Origin of the sequence: Rathayibacter sp. PhB152, from assembly GCF_003751395.1 — a bacterium.
GTDB classification, from domain to species: domain Bacteria; phylum Actinomycetota; class Actinomycetes; order Actinomycetales; family Microbacteriaceae; genus Rathayibacter; species Rathayibacter festucae.
Map to the genome: position 1 here is coordinate 611,497 of NZ_RJUT01000001.1, position 17,987 is coordinate 629,483.

Sequence of the window (17,987 nt, forward strand, 5' to 3'; positions counted from 1 at the left end):
CGAATGGGCCGCACCGCCCGCCTGGGCACCGCCGGCTTCGCCTTCGGCGCCGTCGCGCTGATGCTCACCGGCTGCATCTCCAACGCCCCCGTCGAGACCGGGAACGCCTCCGGCGGCGGCACCGCCGCCGCGGTCGCCGCCTCGGACAACGACGCCTCGGGCGACAACGTCGTGATCGGCTTCACCGCTCCCGCCGCCGACCACGGCTGGATGGGCGCCGTCAGCCGCGCGGCCATCGCCGAGGCCGAGAAGTACGACGACGTGGAGCTGCGCACCGCGGAGGGCACCAACGACGTCAACCTGCAGATCAGCCAGGTCGAGACCTTCATCAACGACGGCGTCGACGCGATCGTGCTGCTGCCGATCGACGGCGCGGCGCTGACCGAGGTCGCGACCGAGGCGATGGAGGCGGGCATCACCGTCATCAACGTCGACCGCGAGTTCTCCAGCCCGTTCGCCGCCCGCTCGACGGTGCTCGGCGACAACTACGGCATGGGCGTCAGCGCCGGCACCTACCTCTGCGAGCAGCTCGGCGACAACCCGGACGCGGTCGTCGCCGAGATCGCCGGCATCGACTCGCTGCCGCTGACCCAGGACCGCAGCCAGGGCTTCGCCGACGCGCTCTCGGGCTGCGGACTCGACGTGGACAACCGCGTCGCCGCCGACTTCACCGTCCAGGGCGGCGAGCAGGCCGCGGCCAACCTCCTCCAGGCGGCGCCGCAGATCGACGCGATCTGGAACCACGACGACGACCAGGGCGTCGGCGTCCTCGCGGCGATCGACACCGCGGGCCGCGACGAGTTCATCCTCGTCGGCGGCGCCGGCTCGGCGAACGTGATGCGCTCGATCGAGGCCGACGACTCCGTGGTCAAGGCCACGGTCGTCTACCCCTCGACCCAGGCCGCGGACGGCATCAAGCTCGCCCGCCTGATCGAGCAGAACAAGTCGATGAGCGACACCACCTCGCTCGGCGTCCCGCGCCAGATCCAGCTCTTCGCGCCGGTCGTCACCAAGGACAACGTCGCCGAGTACCTGCCCTCGGCCTTCGAGTCCTGATCCGCTGATCCGCTCGGACCACTGATCCGCTCGGCCCACTGATCCGATCGGCCCACAGACCCGCCGGCGCGGGGGAGACCCCGCGCCGGCCCGGACCAGCCGGAACCGCACCTCCCTATTAAGAGGAGCGACCGGCGCCGCGACAGCATCCCGCGAGAGGAGGCGACGACGAAGACATCGGCCCACGGGCCGACCAGAGGAGACCGGATCCGCACGTCGTGCGGACAGAGACGGATCCGGCCTCTGCGATGAACACCTCGTTGAAGGAATCACATCACGCATGAATGGTAAGCGATCCACGAAGAGAAGCATCAGGTCTCTCTTCGCCCTCGGCATCGCCGGGATGGTGACGGTCTCCGGACTCACCGCCCTCGGCCTGCCCGCCTCGGCCCACGACGGAGTGGACCACGGCTCGGAGCCGGGCGCGGAGTCCGCGCTCGACTGGAGCAACTACGAGAAGGTGCTGCTGACGAAGAACGTCGGCGAACCGATCGACCTCGCCGTCCTCCCGGACAAGTCGGTCCTCCACACGGCACGGAACGGCGAGATCCGCCACACCGATCCGAAGACCGGCACCACGCGCGTCGTGGCCACGATCCCCGTCTACCAGAACTCGGAGGACGGACTCCAGGGCGTCGGCGTCGACCCCGACTTCGCCGAGAACCAGTGGGTCTACCTGGTCTACGCGCCCCAGAGCGGCACGCCGACCGGCGCGGCCCCGAACATGCTCCCCGCGGGCGAGGACGAGAGCTACTGGGACCAGTGGAAGGGCGTCAACCGCCTCTCCCGGTTCAAGTGGACCGGCTCGGGACTCGACCTGGCGAGCGAGCAGAAGATCATCGAAGTCGAGGCGCAGCGCGGGCAGTGCTGCCACGTGGGCGCCGACTTCGACTGGGACGCCGACGGCAACCTGTACCTCTCGACCGGCGACAACACGCCGGCGAGCGCTCCGGGTGCCGCGGGCTTCGCGCCGAACAACGACGCGCCCGGCATGAACCCCGGCTTCGACTCGCGTCGCGGTGCGGGCAACACGAACGACCTGCGCGGCAAGATCCTCCGGATCACGGTCCAGGAGGACGGCTCGTACACGATCCCCGAGGGCAACCTCTTCCCGGTGGGCACCGAGAAGACCCGCCCCGAGATCTTCGTGATGGGCGTGCGCAACCCGTTCAAGATCGACGTCGACGCGGAGACGAACACCCTCTCCTGGGGCGACTACGGTCCCGACGCGACGAAGGCCGCCGCGGCCGACGGCGTGCGCGGCCCGATGGGTCTCGTCGAGTGGAACGCGACCGGTCTCGACCAGCCGCAGAACTCGGGCTGGCCCTACGTGCACGGCCCGAACCTGCCGTACAACGAATGGAACTTCGAGACGGCGACGCCCCGCGGCTTCTTCGACCCGCAGAACCTGAAGAACAACTCGCGCTGGAACACCGGCCTCGTGGACATCCCGGCGGCCACGCCGGCGACCGTCTACTACGGCGACAACCCCGGCGACCAGCCGTTCGACGAGCTCGTGAACTTCGGCACCGGCACCGGCCAGGGCCCGATGGGCGGCCCGGTCTACCACTTCGACGAGGAGAACACCTCGACGTCGAAGTTCCCGGCCTACTGGAACGAGAAGACCTTCTTCGGCGAGTTCTCGCAGGACTACATCGCGGCGTTCACGCTCGATGACGACCGCGCGGTCACGCACATCGAGGACTTCCTGCCCAACGCGGCGCTCACCCAGGCCGCGCAGCCGATCCACGACAACCCCATGGACATGGAGTTCGGCCCCGACGGGTCGATGTACGTGCTCGAGTACGGCGACGGCTTCTTCCGCGCCAACCCCGACGCCGGCCTGTACCGGATCGACTACGCCGAGGGCAACAAGGCCCCCCAGGCGCGCTTCACCGCGACGCCGCTGTCCGCCTCCGAGACGCCGCTCGAGGTGACGTTCGACGCCACGGGATCCTCCGACCCCGAGGGCGACGCGCTCACCTACGACTGGGACTTCGACGGCAACGGCACCTTCGACGCCACGGGCGTCACCGCGAAGAACACCTACACCGAGCTCGGCCAGTTCACGGCCCGCCTGCGCGTCACCGACGCCAAGGGCAAGTTCAGCCTCACCTCCCGGGTGATCTCGGTGGGCAACCAGGCGCCGCAGATCGAGATCACGACGCCCGGCAACGGCTCGTTCTTCGAGTGGGGCGACGCGATCCCCTACCGGGTGACCGGCCGTGACGCGGAGGACGGCGACCAGATCGTCGGCAGCCGCGTGGGCTGGACCTACGGTCTCGGCCACGACGAGCACGCCCACCCCGAGGTCACCGGCACCGGTGCCACGGGAGCGTTCCCGACGTCCGCCGACTCGCCCGAGCACGGCCCCGGCGCGCTGCTCTACGGCACCGTCGTCGTGACCTACACGGACGCCGGCTACAACGGACTGCCCCCGGCCGCGGCCGAGGCGACGCTGCGGCTGAACCCGAAGACGCAGGAGGCGGAGCACGCCGCCCGCGAGGGCGTCCTGCCCTACGCGGACACCACTGCCAGCGGCGGCAACGCGGTCAGCGGACTCGGTGCGGGATCCTTCCTGCGCTGGGATCCGGTGAACCTCGCGAACCTGACCGGCGTCGTGGTCCGCGCCACCGGCGAGGGCACCGTCGACCTCCGCTGGAACGCCGCCGACGCGGCGCCCTTCGGAACGGCGACCATCCCCGCCGGCGCCGGCTGGCAGGACGTCCTCGTGCCGTTCTCCGGCCAGCCCACCGGCACCGGCTCGCTCTACGTGACCTCGCCCTCCGGCCTGTCGCTGGACTCCCTCACCTTCCAGGGTGCGGGTGCCGGCGACAAGACGGCGCCGACCGTCAGCGCGACCCTCGACCCCGCAGCGCCCACCGGCGTCGGCGGCGTCTACAACCGCGCGGTGAACCTGAACCTGGCGGCGGCCGACAACGGCGCGCTCGCCAGCGTGCAGTACTCGGTCGACAACGGGACGACGTGGACCACGGTCCGCGCCGCGAACGGCGCCTACTCGGTGCCGTTCACCACCAACGGCGCCCGCACGGTCCAGTACCGCGCCACCGACACCGGAGGCAACGTCTCCGCGGTCGGCACGGTCTCGTTCACGATCGACCTCGCCGCGGGGAACGCGCCGACCGTCGACTCGACCACGACCGTGGCGCTCGGCGCCCCGCGCGTCGTCTTCGGCGCCCCCGGATCGGCGACGGTCACCGTCTCCGGTCAGGGCGGCACCCCCGGCGGCGAGGTCGTCCTCTACGAGGGCGACACCGAGATCGGCCGCAGCGCCCTCGAGGGCGGGAAGGCGACCATCGCCCTGCCGCAGACGCTCGGGGCCGGGACGCACACCTTCCGCGCGGCCTACGGAGCGGACGGCACCTTCAAGGCGTCGGCCGGCACCGCCCGCCTGATCGTGTCGAAGGCCGACTCCGTGCTCACCGCGACCGTCTCGCCGAACCCGGTCAAGCCGGGCGCCAGCGCGCAGGTCTCGGTCGAGTCGACGACGTCCACCGGCGTCGCCGGGACCGGCCAGGTCACCGTGATGGTGAAGAGGAACCTCGCCACCGTCGCGATGCTCACCGGCACCCTCGACGAGAACGGGAAGGTCGTCGTGACCCTGCCGAAGCTCGCGGCGGGCAGCTACAAGCTGACCGTCACCCACACCGCCACGGCGAACACCAACGCCGCGTCCAGCCTGCTGAACCTCACCGTCCAGCAGTAGCCGCGGCGGGACCGGCCGGCTCGCGCCGAGAGCCCGGGCCGGCCGCCCCCCCTGATCCATCTGCATGTTCCGTTTCGAAGGAGAGACAATGCACCACCACCACGGATCCATCACGGCGAAGCCGATGAGCCGACGCGCGCTGATGACGGCGCTCGCCGCCTCCACGGTCGCCGTCGGAGTCGGAGCCGGCGCGCTGGCGCCCGGCGCCCTCGCCGCTCCCGCCCCCTCGTCCGGCGCCAACCGGCTCGTCCCGATCAACCGGATCGGGATCCAGCTCTACAGCGTCCGCGACAAGGTCTCGTCGATCGGCTTCCGGGCCGTCTTCGAGGAGCTGGGCCGCATCGGCTACAGCGAGATCGAGTTCGCCGGCTACACGCAGGGCAACGTCGGCGCGATCACCCCCCAGGAGATCCGCCAGCTGCTCGACGACAACGGCCTGCGGGCCGTCGGCTCGCACGTCGGCACCAACCTGCTCCGCTCGGAGCTGGGGAAGCAGATCGAGATCGCGCAGATCCTCGGCACCCCGCACCTCGGCACCGGCAACGCGCCGACCAACGTCAACACCGTCGCGGGCTACCGCGCCGCTGCCGACGAGTGGAACGCCTGGGGCCAGCAGGTCTCGGCCGCCGGCATGAAGCTCTACCAGCACAACCACGCGGGCGAGTTCGCCTTCGGCTCGGACGACCCGAAGACGCGCCTCTACGACGTGTTCTACGACAACACCGACCCGAAGCACGTGTTCCTCGAGATGGACGTCTACTGGGCCTACGTGGGCAAGAAGCTCTACCCGGGCTTCGAGCCGCTCGACTACATCAAGCGCAACCCGCGCCGCTACCCGATCCTGCACCTCAAGGACGGCAAGACGAACAACGCCAACACCAACGGCTACGACATCATCGAGTTCGGCGCGGGCAACCTGCCGTACCAGGCGTTCCTGTCGGAGCTGCGCGACCGCGGCCAGCGCTACGGCGTCTGGGAGCAGGACACCGCGCCCACCCAGGCCGTCGCACCCAACCCGGTGAACTCGCTCGGCAACGCCGCGCGCAGCTACGACGCCATCGAGGCTCTCCGTGGCTGAGTCCTCGCGCCGCGCCGGCGCCTCCCTTCCCCGCACCACCACGCGCACCGGCGCACCGAGGAGAACCCCCATGAAGTGGAAGACGACCACGGCGGTCCTCGCGGCCGCCTCCCTCGCGATGGTCGCCGCGCCGTCCGCCTTCGCGGCGACGACGGACTGCACGACCGAGCTCGGCAACACGACGATCGCGGGCGACCTGACCGTCGCCGCCGGCGAGACCTGCGTGCTGGGCAACGTCGTGGTGCAGGGCTCGATCACCGTCGGCGACGACGCCTGGCTCGACGCCACCTCGGCGACGATCGAGGGCGACGTCATCGGCACGGACGCGTACGGCATCTCGATCGACGGCACCAGCGTCGGCGGCGACGTCGTGTCGTTCTCCGAGGGCTCGCGCGCCGGCTTCCTCTACCTCCGCGACCTCACCGTCGCGGGCATGGTCGAGGCGGGCGGCATCGACGTCGAGCTCAGCGACGTCTCGGTCGACGGCTCGGTCAGCACCGATGCGGCGAACTACGTCGACGTGGCGCGCACCAGCGTCGGCGGCGACGCGACCTTCGCCGGCAGCGACTTCGGCGTGAGCGTCGGCGGCGCGATCGTCGGCGGCTCGCTGACGGTCAGCGGATCCTCGCGCGGCGTGCTCCTCGGCGCGAACGAGGACGGCTCCGCGGCCGCGCTCGGCAACACCGTCGGCGGGAACCTCGTGCTCTCGGGCAACTCCGGCAACGTCCAGCTCGCGGGCTCGACGGTCGGCGGGCGGATCACGCTCGCGGAGAACGCTCCGGCGGTCAACTTCGGCGCGGGCAACACCGCCGCCGGAGTGGACGGGGACTTCACCGGCACGGCCGCCGGCGCTGCGGCGCAGGGCGACCAGGCCGTCGCGGTCATCGTGCCGGACGCGCGCGAGGGCGAGCTGACCTGGAGCCTCGAGGGCACCAGCAACCTGGTGAACCTCGGTGTCGCCGAGGAGCAGGGCGACCACTTCGCCGCGTCGGGCGAGCTCGTGCCGGTCCGCGTGACCGACTCGCGCCTGTCCGGACCGGAGTGGTCGGTGACCGCTCAGATCAGCGACTTCCGCGCCGGCGACCAGACGGTCTCGGGCAAGTACCTCGGCTGGACCCCGAAGGTCCTCGAGAACGAGGGCGGTGCCGTCGCCGGCGCCCCCGTCGTCTCCGGGTTCGTCTCGGGCGAGGGCCTCGCCACCGCTCGCGTCCTCGGCTCCGCCGCGGCCGGGCACCCGACCGGATCCTCGGTCCTCGGCGCCGACCTCGACCTGCAGCTCCCGCTGTCGGTCGGAACCGGCACCTACACGGCGACGCTGACGCTCACCGCGCTCGGCTAGCCACCCCGGGCGGCCGGTCGCTGACGCGGCCGGTCGCCCCCTCCCTCTCCTCTCTCCTCCGCGAGATGCCACTTGTGCACGCCTGACACGGCGTGTCGCGTGCACAAGTGGCATCTCGCGGGGGACCCACCCCCTCGAAAGGCTGGACGATGATGTTCCGCTCCACACTCCGCTCGCTCGGTGTCCTGCTCGTCGTCGGGCTCGGGGCCGCCGCGCTGCCGGCGCAGGCCCTCGCCGAGGAGGCGAGCTCGGCCGTCACCTGGGGGGTGCGGCCCGCCGACACCGAGCAGGGCAGCGACCGGCCGAACTACGCCTACGCCCTCGAGCCGGGCGGGCAGCTGAGCGACGCGCTGATCGTCTCCAACTACGACGACGAGGACCAGACCTTCCGCGTCTACGGCTCCGACGGCTTCATCACCGAGGCGGGGCAGCTCGATCTGCTGCCGGCCGCCGAGCCGTCCACCCAGCTGGGCAGCTGGATCTCCTTCGAGGCCCCGGACGTCGTCGTCCCCGCGGGCGAGAGCGTGCAGATCCCGTTCCAGCTCGAGGTGCCGGCCGACGCCGTGCCGGGCGACTACGCCGCGGGCGTCGTCTCCTCGATCCTCGTCCAGGGCGAGACCGGGGTCTCGGTCGACCGCCGCCTCGGCTCGCGGATGTACCTCCGCGTCGGCGGCGACCTCGCCCCGCGCCTCTCGGTCGACGGCCTCGCCGTCTCGTACCAGGGCGAGTGGAACCCCTTCGCTCCCGGCACGACCACCATCGACTACACCGTCACCAACGCGGGCAACACCCGCCTCGCCCCGGGCGCCGAGCTCGCGGTCTCCGGTCTCCTCGGCCTCGGCAGCGTCGCCGCGACCGATCCGGAGCCGCTGCCCGAGCTGCTCCCGGGCAGCTCCACCAGCCGGAGCGTCACCGTCGCCGGGGTCTGGCCGCTGTTCGTCGCGACCGCCCGGATCGCGCTGACCGGCACCGTCGTCACCGCCGACTTCGCGGGGCAGGCCGCCGACCCGGCCGCCGTGCCCGAGGTCGCCGCCGTCTCCTCCGAGGCCTCGACCGCGGCCGTGCCGTGGAGCGCGCTGGTGCTGCTGGCGCTGCTGATCGGGCTGATCGTGCTGGCGGTCGTGCGCCGCCGCCGCCGCGCCGCGGGCGAGCAGCGGCGGATCGACGCCGCCGTCGCCGCCGCGGTGGCCAGCGCCTCGACGACTCCGCGAGATGCCACTTATGACGAGGAGTCGCGGCGTGTCGAGCCCACAAGTGGCATCTCGCGGGAGACGACCGACCCGGCAGCGCCCGACCCGTCCGCGACCGACCCTTCCGCGACCGGCCGGGCGGGGGTGCGCTCCTGACCTCCGTCGTCGCCGGGGCGCCAGTCGCCGGCGAGGGCTCAGTGCTCGGCGAGGGCTCAGCGCTCGGCGAGGCTCTGCTCGCGGAGCTGCTCGAGGAACGCGTCGACGTTGCTCGGGCCGAGGAGGTGCTGCCGGAGCATCAGCGCCGCGCCGCGGACACCGCCGCTGCCGCCGAGCTCGGCGGTCACCACGTGCAGGCGCTGGGTCGCCAGCGGCAGGGAGCGCCGATCGACGACCTCGCGCACGCCGGCCAGGATCTCCGGGGCGGCGAGCGCGACGCTGCCGCCGAGCACGATCACCGACGGGTTCAGCAGGCTCACGCAGGTGGCCAGGACCTCGCCGATCTGCAGGCCCGCGAGGCGCGCCGCCTCGATCGCCTCCGGGTCGCGGTCGCGCAGGAGCGCCAGCAGATCGCGGACCGAGTGCACGTCGCGTCCCGCCTCGGCCAGTGCGCGCACCAGGGCCCCGCCGCTCGCGAGCGCCTCGAGGTCGCCGTCGCGGCCGTCCGCCGCCTCCGGAGCGGTGCGCGGCACCTGGACGTGACCGAGATCGCCGGCCGCGCCGAGCGCGCCGCGCTGCAGGACGCCGCCGGAGACGATGCCCGAGCCGATGCCGGTGCTGATCTTCACGAAGATCAGGTCCTGCGCGTGCGGGAAGCGCGAGGCGCGCTCGCCGAGGGCGAGAAGGTTCACGTCGTTGTCGACGAGCACGGTGGTGTCGACGCGGCGGCGGATGTAGCCCGGGATGTCGAAGCCGTCCCAGCCGGGCATGATCGGCGGGCGCACCGGGCGGCCGCTCGCGTGCTCGACCGGGCCGGGCACGCCGAGGCCGAAGCCGGCCAGCGCCTCGGGCGCCAGATGCGCATCGGCGAGGATCTCGTCGCAGACGTCGAGCGCGTGGTCGAGCACCCGGATCGGGCCCTGCGCGATGTCGAGCTCCTCGCGCCGCTCGACCACGATGCGGCCGTCGAAGTCGGTCAGCGCGATCGTCGAGTGCGTCGCGCCGAGGTCGATGGTCAGGAACGCGCGGACCGACGGATCGAACACCAGCCGCGCCGACGGGCGGCCGCCGGTCGACGGCGCGCGGTCGAGGTGCGTGATCAGGCCCAGCTCGAAGAACAGGTCGAGCCGCGTCATCACGGCCGTGCGGGCGAGTCCCGTCTCCTCGACCAGCTCCGCGCGGGTGCGCGGACGGCCGTCGGCGAAGAGCCGCAGCAGGTCGCCGGTCTGCGAGCCGGCCCGCACGCCCACGCTCAGCGCCCGCCGGTCGTGCACACGTCGTCCGTGCGACGGCAGGCGACTGCTCGGGAGGTCGGGTGGCGGCTCGGCACACCTGAGGAAAGCAGTCGCCGCGAGGTGACGCAATCTCGACGCGCAGTGAGACCCCGAATGACGTCCCCCTCATGAAGTCCACAGACAGGAGAGAACGATGACCTCGTCCACCACCACCGGCACTGCCCCCACCACTGACCGCGCCCCGCAGCAGGAGCGCATCGGCCTCTGGCTGATCGGAGCCCGGGGCAGCGTCGCCACCACGGCCGCCGTCGGCCTGCACGCCATCGCCTCGGGCGCGGCGCCCAGCAACGGCTGCGCCACCGCGACCCCGGCCTTCGAGGACGTCCCGCTCGCCGGCTTCGACGCGATCGTGATCGGCGGGCACGACGTCTCGTCGACCCCGCTGCTCGAGAAGGCGATGGGCCTGGCGGCCGGCGGGATGTTCCCGACCTCGGTCGTCGCCGAGGTCGCCGACCGGCTCGACGCGACCGACCGCGAGATCCGCCGCTCCTTCGGCGTCGAGGGCGGCTCGCAGCAGGACGAGATCGACCGCCAGGCGGCGGACATCGTCGAGTTCCGCGAGCGGCACGCGCTCGCCCGGGTCGTCGTGATCGACGTCGCCTCGACCGAGGTGCTGCCGCAGGACCGCCCGGAGTTCCACGACCTCGCCGCCCTGCGCGCCGCGCTCGCCCGGCCGGGCGAGACCGTGCTGCCGCCGAGCTCGATCAGCGCGCTCGCCGCGGTGACCGCCGGCTCGCCCTACGTCTGCTTCACCCCCTCCACCGCGCTGGCGCTGCCCGCGCTCGAGGAGTGGGCCGCGGAGGCGGGGATCCCGATCGCGGGACAGGACGGCAAGACCGGCGAGACCCTGCTCCGCAGCGTGCTCGCGCCGATGTTCACGGCGCGCGGGATGCGCGTGCTGTCCTGGGCGGGCGCGAACCTGCTCGGCGGCGGCGACGGGCAGACCCTCGCCGACCCGGAGGCGGTGCGCTCGAAGCTGGTCTCGAAGAACCGCGGGCTCCGCAGCCTGCTCGGCGACGAGGTCGTCACTCCGCTGCACATCGACAACGTGCCGGACCTCGGCGACGTGAAGACCGCCTGGGACCACGTGTACGCGGAGGGGTTCCTCGGCTCGCGGATCACGGTGCAGACCATCTGGTCGGCGTACGACTCGGCGCTCGCCGCGCCGCTGATCCTGGACCTGGCGCGCCTGATGTCGCTCGCCGACGCGGCCGGGATCTCGGGGCCCGTCGCCGAAATGGGCTTCTTCTTCAAGGACCCGTGGGGGAGCGACGTGCACGGCTTCGCGGAGCAGACCGCCGAGCTGGTCGCCTGGTCGGCGCGCACCGGGGCGGCCGTCGCCCAGCGCTCGCTCGTGGCGGGCGGACCGATCCGCCATGGCTGAGCTGCGCGACTGGCTCGAGCTCGTGCGCGCCAAGGCGGCGCTCTCGGTGCTCGGCGACACGGTGGCCGGAGCGGCGTGGGCCGGCCGGGCGCCCGGAGTGCGCACGGTCGCGCTGCCGCTCGCGTCCGCGCTCCTCTACTCCGCGGGCATGGCGCTGAACGACTACGCCGACGCGGAGCTCGACGCGGAGGAGCGGCCGGAGCGGCCGATCCCGTCGGGGCGGATCCGGCGCGGCGCCGCACTCGGGCTCGCCGCAGGGCTGACCGGCGCGGGGATCGCGGTCGCGGCGCTGGTCGACGGGCGTCGCTCGCTCCTGCTCAGCGTGCCGCTCGCGGCGAGCATCTGGTCGTACGACCTGATGGCCAAGCCGACTCCGCTCGGGCCGGTCGTGATGGCGGCCTGCCGCGGGCTCGACGTGCTGCTCGGTGCGGGAGCGGGCGGTGTGCGCGCGGCGGCTCCCGCTTCCGCCGCCGTCGCGGCGCACACGCTCGGAGTGACCGTGCTCTCGCGCGGCGAGGTGCACGGCACCCGCCCGGCGATCGCGGGAGTGGCGGCGACCGGCACGGCCGCGCTCGCCCTCGCGCTGGGCGTCATGGCGGTCCGCGCGAAGGGCGGCCCGGCGATCGGCGCGGTCGTCGCCGTCGCGATCGCGCGCTGGATCGCGCTCGTGCTTGTCCCGCAGCTGCGCGCCGTGCGGACGCCCGACGCGTCCTCGGCCCGGACGGCCACCCGCTCGGGCATCGCGGGGATGGTCCCGCTGCAGGCGGCGCTCGCCGGGCTGCAGCGGCCCGAGCTCGGCGCGGCCCTGCTGGGGCTCGACGCGCTCGGGGCCGTCGTGCTGCGGCGCCCGAGGGTCTCGGCGGACATCACATGAGCGGGCAGGAGCAGAGCATGCAGGACAGCGCCGATCCCGTTCTGGGCGCCGGTCCCGTCCTGGGTTATGGCACCAACGGCTTCGCCGACCACACCCTCGACGACACCCTGACCGTCCTGCACGTCGCCGGCTACCGGGCGGTGGCGCTGACCCTCGGGACCCCGCACCTCGACCCGTTCGCCGACGACGTCCGCGAGCGCACCCTCGCCCTGCGCGCACGGCTCGACGCGCTGGGCTTCCGCGTGGTGATCGAGACCGGGGCGCGCTACCTCCTCGACCCGTTCGCGAAGCACCGGCCGACCCTGGTCGACGAGGAGGCCGGGCCGCGCCTGGCCTTCCTGCACCGCGCGATCGAGATCGCCGCGCTGCTCGGCGCCGACGCGGTCTCGCTCTGGTCGGGCGTGCTGCCCGAGGGGATGGAGCGCGCCCGCGGCTGGCGGCTCCTGGTCGAGCGGATGCTCGGCGTCGTCGCCGAGGCCGAGCGCTACGGCGTGCGGCTGGGCTTCGAGCCGGAGCCCGGCATGCTCGTCGAGACCGTCGCGGACGCGCTGCTGCTGCGGCGCGAGCTCGGCGACCCGGAGGCGTTCGGTCTCACCGTCGACCTCGGCCACTGCGTGGTCGTCGAGCCGGACGGCGTCGTCGGCGCCCTCCGCAGCGCGGCCGGCCTGCTGGTGAACGTGCAGGTCGACGACATGCTGCCCGAGCGGCACGAGCACCTCGAGCTCGGCACCGGCGTGCTCGACCTCGCGGCCGCCTTCGCGACGCTCGAGGAGATCGGCTACCGCGGGATCGCCGCCGTGGAGCTGCCGCGGCACTCGCACGATGCGCCGCGCCTCGCGGTCGCGAGTCTCGCGGCGATGCGGGCGGCGATCCGGACCCGGGGGACTGGGGCGGAGTCGCCGCAGCACCCCTGGACCGCCGGCGCCTGCGCCGTCCTGCGCGAGCAGCCGCGGCGCATCGAGCGATACTTCCCGGCCGCCGGTCGGGAGGCCGGCCGCGCCCCGCTCCGCCCGGACACGGATCCGCAGGGCTTCGTGCACGGCACGCAGGACGACGCGGCGCGCTCGGCGCTGATCGCGGCGGCCGCCTCGGCGCTCGACGACGACGACCTCGCCGCGCTGCTCCTCCGTCTCTACCGCGGCGGCGACGACGCCGAGCGCCGCGGCGTGCTCGTCGGCCTGCACGCGCTGACCGCCGCCGGCCGCACCGGCGCGCCGCTCGTCGCGGCCGGTCGCGAGCTGATCGCGGACGCCCTGCGCGCCAACGACACCCGGCTGGTCGCCGCGGCGATGGGCCGCTTCGCCGAGGAGCACCTCGACGCGCACGCCTGGCGGCACGGCGTGCTGAAGCTCGTCTTCTGCGGCGTCCCGCTCGCGGCCGTCTCCGGTCTCGAGCGGCGGAGCGACCCCGAGCTCGCCGCGATGGCCGGCCGCTTCGCCGACGAGCGCCGCGCCGCCGGCCGAACGGTGCCGGACGACCTGGCGGTGCTCCTGCCGAGCTGAGGGACCCCGGCGCGTCCCCCGACACGACCGCCGGCCCCGCACACCCCACGACCCCTCACGAGAAAGGCGCGACGATGCGCATCTTCGACCCGCACATCCACATGACCTCCCGCACGACCGACGACTACCAGGCGATGCACGACGCGGGGGTCCGCGCCGTGGTCGAGCCGTCGTTCTGGCTCGGCCAGCCGCGCACCAGCGTCGGCTCCTTCACCGACTACTTCGACGCCCTGATCGGCTGGGAGCGCTTCCGCGCCGCGCAGTACGGCATCCGGCACCACTGCACGATCGGCCTCAACCCCAAGGAGGCGAACGATCCGCGCTGCCGCGAGGTGCTGCCCGAGCTCGACCGCTACCTCGCCAAGGACGGCGTCGTCGCGGTCGGCGAGACCGGCTACGACTCGCTGACCGCGGAGGAGGACGCGGTGTTCCGCCACCAGCTGGAGCTGGCGAAGGACCACGGCCTGCCCGTGCTCGTGCACACCCCGCACCGTGACAAGGCGGCGGGCACGCAGCAGACGCTCGACGTCGTCGCCGAGTCCGGGATCGACGCCGGCCTCGTCGTCGTCGACCACCTCAACGAGACGACCGTCGACCTCGTCCTCGGCTCCGGCTGCTGGCTCGGCTTCTCGATCTACCCGGACACCAAGATGGACGAGACCCGCCTGGTGACGCTCGTCGAGCGGATCGGCCTGGACCGCGTGCTGGTCAACTCCGCAGCCGACTGGGGCCGCTCCGATCCGCTGACCACCGCGAAGACCGGGCACCTGCTGCTCGTCGCCGGCTTCAGCGCCGCCGAGGTCGACCGGCTGCTCTGGCAGAACCCGATCGACTTCTACGGGCAGAGCGGACGGCTGAACCTCGACCCGATCCCGGGCTTCGACGCGGTCGACGCCATGGGGCGCAGCTTCGAGGGCAACTCGATCCTCCGGGGCGCGCCGCGCGTGGCGGAGGTCGTCTGATGCACCTCTCCTACTGCACCAACGTCCACCCGGCCGAGGACCTCGAGGGCGTCGTGCGCCAGCTCGACGTCTACGCCGGGCCCGCCCGCGTCGCCGCGGGGCTCGACACCGTCGGCGTGGGGCTGTGGATCCCGCGCGACCTCGCCGCCCGGCTGGTCGCCAGCCGCGAGGACCGCGCCGTGCTGCGCGCCGCGCTCGAGCGCAACGGCCTCGAGGTGCGGACGCTGAACGCCTTCCCCTACGCCGCCTTCCACGCCGAGGTGGTGAAGCTCGACGTCTACCGGCCCGACTGGACGACGCCCGAGCGCCTCGCCTACACGATCGACTGCGCGCGGATCCTCGCGGATCTGCTGCCCGCGGGCGCCGACGGCAGCATCTCGACGCTGCCGCTGGGCTGGCGCGAGGGCTGGGGCGCGGAGCAGGACGCGGCCGCGGTCCGGCAGCTCGCGCGGCTGGTCGACGAGCTGCGCGAGCTGCGGCGCTCGACCGGGCACGCGATCCGCCTGGCGATCGAGCCCGAGCCGGGCTGCATCCTGGACACGGTCGAGGACGTCGTCGCCTGGCTGCACCCGCGGATCGGCCTGGTCGACCCGGCCTACGTCGGTGTCTGCCTCGACACCTGCCACCTCGCGGTGTCGTTCGCCGACCCCGCTGCGGCGGTCCGGCGCATCCGGGACGCGGGCCTGCGCGTGGTGAAGGTGCAGGCCTCGGCCGCGCTGCACGTCGCCGACCCGGCGGACGCGGCCGCCCGCGCCGCCGTCGGCGCGTTCGTGGAGAAGCGCTACCTGCACCAGACCCGCGAGAACGGCGCGGGCGGGGTGCTGCGCGTCGACGACCTGCCGGAGGCGCTCGACACGCTGCCCGGGGAGGGGCCGTGGCGCGTGCACTTCCACGTGCCGCTGCACCACCGCCCGGCCGCGCCGCTGTCGGCGACCACCGCGGTGCTGGCGGAGGCGGTCTCCGCGGTCGACACCGCTTGGCCGTACGACGAGATCCACCTCGACGTCGAGACCTACACCTGGGCGGTGCTCGCGGACGCGCCGAGCGATCTGTCGGTCGGCATCGGCGCGGAGCTGGCCTGGGCGGCGGAGCACCTGCTGACCGCCCCGGCCCGCGCCGCGGTGCTGGCGGCGGGTGCCGAGCCTGTACCGGTCGTCGCCGTCCCGGTCGCCGCCCTCGTCGCGGAGGAGGTCGCGCTGTGAGGCCCGTCCTGCTGCTCGACGTGGTCGGCCTCACCGCGACGGCGCTCGCCGACATGCCGCGGCTGTCCCGGCTCGCCCGGGCCGGCGGGCAGCTGCCGCTGGACACGATCCTCCCGGCCGTCACCTGCAGCGTGCAGTCGTCGATGCTCACCGGCACGATGCCCGCGCAGCACGGGATCGTCGGCAACGGCTGGTACTTCCGCGACCTCGGCGAGGTGCACCTCTGGCGCCAGCACAATCGCCTGGTGACGGGGGAGAAGGTCTGGGAGACGGCTCGCCGGCTGTCCGACGGCGACCCCTACCGCGCCGCCAACATCGGCTGGTGGTACGCGATGGGAGCGACGACCGACGTCACGGTCACCCCGCGGCCGATCTACCACGCCGACGGCCGCAAGTCGCCGGACGCCTACGTCCGCCCGCCGGCCCTGCACGACGAGCTGGTCGGGAAGCTGGGCGCCTTCCCGCTGTTCCAGTACTGGGGGCCGACCGCGTCGCTGCGCTCCACGCAGTGGATGGTGGACGCGACCCGGCACGTGCTCGCGGGCGACGGCTCCGGGTCGCCGCAGCTGACCACGGCGTATCTGCCGCACCTCGACTACGACCTGCAGCGCTTCGGGCCGGACTCGCCCGAGGCGCGGCGGGCGGCGTCCGAGCTCGACGTGGTGCTCGCGCCGCTGCTCGACGACGCGGCGGCGCTCGGCGCGTCGGTCGTCGTGGTCGCGGAGTACGGGATCGCGGCGGCGGACACCCCCGTGGACGTCAACCGGGCGCTTCGGCGCGAGGGTCTGCTCGAGGTGTACGTGCAGGACGGCCGCGAGCAGCTGGACCCGTGGACCTCGCGCGCCTTCGCGGTGGCGGACCACCAGATCGCGCACATCTACGTGCCGGACGCGGCGGACCTGCCGCGGGTGCGATCGCTGCTCGAGGCGCTGGACGGGGTGGACGAGGTGCTCGACCGCGAGGCGCAGGCGCGGTACGGCCTCGACCACGAGCGCTCGGGCGAGCTGGTGCTGGTGGCGAGGCCGGGCGCGTGGTTCACCTACTACTACTGGCTCGACGACGACCGCGCGCCGGACTTCGCGCGCGGCGTCGACATCCACCGCAAGCCCGGCTACGACCCGGCGGAGCTGTTCTTCGACCCCGCCGACAAGCTGGTGAAGGCGAAGGCGGCCGGCAACCTCGCGAAGAAGGCCCTGGGCCTGCGCTACGCGATGAACCTCGTGCCGCTGGACGCGTCGCTGGTGCGCGGCACGCACGGCCGCCTCCCGGTGTCGGCGGCGGACACCCCGCTGGTGCTGACCTCGGACGCCGACCTGCTGCCGGCCGGCGCCGCATCGCTGCCGGTGACGGCGGTGCGCGACCTGGTGCTGGCGGCGCACGGCCCGGCACTGGCGCGCGCGGCGGCGTCGGCGCGGGCCTGACGCGGGGCCGGACTCGAGGCGTTCCGAGTGGACGCGCAAAGGGCCTTCTCAGAACCGGGTGGGCCGCTGGCCCGCGACGGTGTCGGCGCGCGCGGCGACGATGTCGGGCAGCCGGGAGTGGCTCCGGATCCAGGCGGCGAGGTCGTCGTCGATGCACTGCGCCAGCTCGCACAGGTATCGGTGGTCGACCATCAGGTCCCGAGCATGTACCGGCTCGTGGTGTGCGGCTCGATTGCGGAGCAGTCGCAGCCGCTCCAGGCGCGCGTGCAGGTCGCCTCGGCGGCCGGTGAAGAAGGGGAACGCGCGCGCGAGTGCGGGCTCCCAGAGCGCGCGGTGGTAGCGGTTCACCAGGAGCCCCTCGCAGAACGACGCTCTCAGCTCAGCGACAACATGGCCGGCCGACCACTGTCCCGCGCCGCGACGCCGGTCGAGGAAGCGGATCGCGTCGTGGACCTGATCGCCTTCGTTCGCCCGGAGCGGCGCGACGTCCCACCACGACTCCCGTCCCCAGTGCGCCATAAGTGCTCGGTGCATCGCATTGCGCACACCGACGTCGAGGGCGGAGCTCGCTCCGAGGATCGCGGCGCTCGCCTCGATGTTCCAACTGTAGAGCCGGAGCGCGGCGGCCAGGTCGCCGGTGGAGGCGAGGTACGGGCCCAGGCGATCGCTCCCGATGACCGTTGGAAGGTTCGGCAGAGTCGCCGGGTCGACGGGCGTCATCCGGCGTCCGGGGCCGGAGTGGATCTCCGGATCCTGGTACCGTTCTTCACGTATGCCCCGGACGGGACGCGAGAGCGTCGG

Annotated in this window: 13 protein-coding genes; 11 read left to right on the top strand and 2 right to left on the bottom strand. The window is 73.3% G+C overall.

Going from position 1 to position 17,987, the window contains the following annotated elements; genetic code table 11:
* The first annotated feature begins 3 nt into the window (after positions 1 to 3).
* The 5 genes from EDF36_RS02690 to EDF36_RS02710 all read left to right on the top strand — a co-directional run bounded on the left by EDF36_RS02690 (position 4) and on the right by EDF36_RS02710 (position 8,546).
* The gene (locus EDF36_RS02690) at positions 4 to 1,056 is read left to right on the top strand and encodes a substrate-binding domain-containing protein (protein WP_123731934.1); all 1,053 of its coding nucleotides are present in this window, start codon (positions 4 to 6) and stop codon (positions 1,054 to 1,056) included.
* A gap of 280 nt (positions 1,057 to 1,336) precedes the next feature.
* On the top strand, positions 1,337 to 4,783 hold the full coding sequence (locus EDF36_RS02695; protein ID WP_123731790.1) for a PQQ-dependent sugar dehydrogenase: 3,447 nt from the start codon (positions 1,337 to 1,339) through the stop codon (positions 4,781 to 4,783).
* Positions 4,784 to 4,871: 88 nt separating this feature from the next.
* Positions 4,872 to 5,861: a sugar phosphate isomerase/epimerase gene (locus EDF36_RS02700; protein ID WP_243585986.1), complete on the top strand. Its 990-nt coding sequence runs from the start codon at positions 4,872 to 4,874 to the stop codon at positions 5,859 to 5,861.
* Positions 5,862 to 5,931: 70 nt separating this feature from the next.
* Positions 5,932 to 7,200: a hypothetical protein gene (locus EDF36_RS02705; protein WP_123444620.1), complete on the top strand. Its 1,269-nt coding sequence runs from the start codon at positions 5,932 to 5,934 to the stop codon at positions 7,198 to 7,200.
* Positions 7,201 to 7,352: 152 nt separating this feature from the next.
* The gene (locus EDF36_RS02710) at positions 7,353 to 8,546 is read left to right on the top strand and encodes a hypothetical protein (RefSeq protein ID WP_148059952.1); all 1,194 of its coding nucleotides are present in this window, start codon (positions 7,353 to 7,355) and stop codon (positions 8,544 to 8,546) included.
* A 56-nt stretch (positions 8,547 to 8,602) separates the two neighbouring features.
* On the opposite strand, the gene EDF36_RS02715 is transcribed toward EDF36_RS02710, so the two are convergent.
* Positions 8,603 to 9,820: an ROK family protein gene (locus EDF36_RS02715; protein WP_260300490.1), complete on the bottom strand. Its 1,218-nt coding sequence runs from the start codon at positions 9,818 to 9,820 to the stop codon at positions 8,603 to 8,605.
* 154 nt (positions 9,821 to 9,974) lie between these two features.
* Between EDF36_RS02715 and EDF36_RS02720 the strand changes: the two genes are divergently transcribed.
* The 6 genes from EDF36_RS02720 (at position 9,975) to EDF36_RS02745 (ending at position 17,186) form a co-directional block, all read left to right on the top strand.
* Entirely contained in the window at positions 9,975 to 11,225 is a 1,251-nt protein-coding gene (locus tag EDF36_RS02720) for an inositol-3-phosphate synthase (RefSeq protein ID WP_123731792.1), read from the top strand.
* Positions 11,218 to 12,099: an SCO3242 family prenyltransferase gene (locus EDF36_RS02725; protein ID WP_221181592.1), complete on the top strand. Its 882-nt coding sequence runs from the start codon at positions 11,218 to 11,220 to the stop codon at positions 12,097 to 12,099. The genes EDF36_RS02720 and EDF36_RS02725 overlap by 8 nt, the downstream gene beginning before the upstream one ends.
* A 17-nt stretch (positions 12,100 to 12,116) precedes the next feature.
* Positions 12,117 to 13,601 carry an EboA domain-containing protein gene (locus EDF36_RS21710; protein ID WP_123731938.1) on the top strand — a complete coding sequence of 495 codons (1,485 nt, stop codon included), beginning with the start codon at positions 12,117 to 12,119 and terminating at the stop codon, positions 13,599 to 13,601.
* Positions 13,602 to 13,675: 74 nt separating this feature from the next.
* On the top strand, positions 13,676 to 14,563 hold the full coding sequence (locus EDF36_RS02735) for a TatD family hydrolase (protein ID WP_123444625.1): 888 nt from the start codon (positions 13,676 to 13,678) through the stop codon (positions 14,561 to 14,563).
* Positions 14,563 to 15,765: a metabolite traffic protein EboE gene (gene eboE / locus EDF36_RS02740; protein WP_123731793.1), complete on the top strand. Its 1,203-nt coding sequence runs from the start codon at positions 14,563 to 14,565 to the stop codon at positions 15,763 to 15,765. Before EDF36_RS02735 ends, eboE begins: the two co-directional genes overlap by 1 nt.
* Entirely contained in the window at positions 15,762 to 17,186 is a 1,425-nt protein-coding gene (locus tag EDF36_RS02745; protein ID WP_123731794.1) for an alkaline phosphatase family protein, read from the top strand. Before eboE ends, EDF36_RS02745 begins: the two co-directional genes overlap by 4 nt.
* Positions 17,187 to 17,234: 48 nt before the next feature.
* Here the strand turns inward: EDF36_RS02745 and EDF36_RS02750 are convergent, their stop codons facing one another.
* Complete coding sequence (locus EDF36_RS02750) at positions 17,235 to 17,906, bottom strand: hypothetical protein (protein ID WP_123731795.1); 672 nt, start codon at positions 17,904 to 17,906, stop codon at positions 17,235 to 17,237.
* Positions 17,907 to 17,987: the final 81 nt, after the last annotated feature.

Coding starts and splice junctions, on each gene's coding strand:
- eboE (WP_123731793.1), top strand. CDS start 14,563: ATGCACCTCTCCTACTGCACCAACGTCCACCCGGCCGAGGACCTCGAG.
- EDF36_RS02690 (WP_123731934.1), top strand. CDS start 4: ATGGGCCGCACCGCCCGCCTGGGCACCGCCGGCTTCGCCTTCGGCGCC.
- EDF36_RS02700 (WP_243585986.1), top strand. CDS start 4,872: ATGCACCACCACCACGGATCCATCACGGCGAAGCCGATGAGCCGACGC.
- EDF36_RS02750 (WP_123731795.1), bottom strand. CDS start 17,906: ATGACGCCCGTCGACCCGGCGACTCTGCCGAACCTTCCAACGGTCATC.
- EDF36_RS02695 (WP_123731790.1), top strand. CDS start 1,337: ATGAATGGTAAGCGATCCACGAAGAGAAGCATCAGGTCTCTCTTCGCC.
- EDF36_RS02735 (WP_123444625.1), top strand. CDS start 13,676: ATGCGCATCTTCGACCCGCACATCCACATGACCTCCCGCACGACCGAC.
- EDF36_RS02710 (WP_148059952.1), top strand. CDS start 7,353: ATGTTCCGCTCCACACTCCGCTCGCTCGGTGTCCTGCTCGTCGTCGGG.
- EDF36_RS02720 (WP_123731792.1), top strand. CDS start 9,975: ATGACCTCGTCCACCACCACCGGCACTGCCCCCACCACTGACCGCGCC.
- EDF36_RS21710 (WP_123731938.1), top strand. CDS start 12,117: ATGCAGGACAGCGCCGATCCCGTTCTGGGCGCCGGTCCCGTCCTGGGT.
- EDF36_RS02725 (WP_221181592.1), top strand. CDS start 11,218: ATGGCTGAGCTGCGCGACTGGCTCGAGCTCGTGCGCGCCAAGGCGGCG.
- EDF36_RS02705 (WP_123444620.1), top strand. CDS start 5,932: ATGAAGTGGAAGACGACCACGGCGGTCCTCGCGGCCGCCTCCCTCGCG.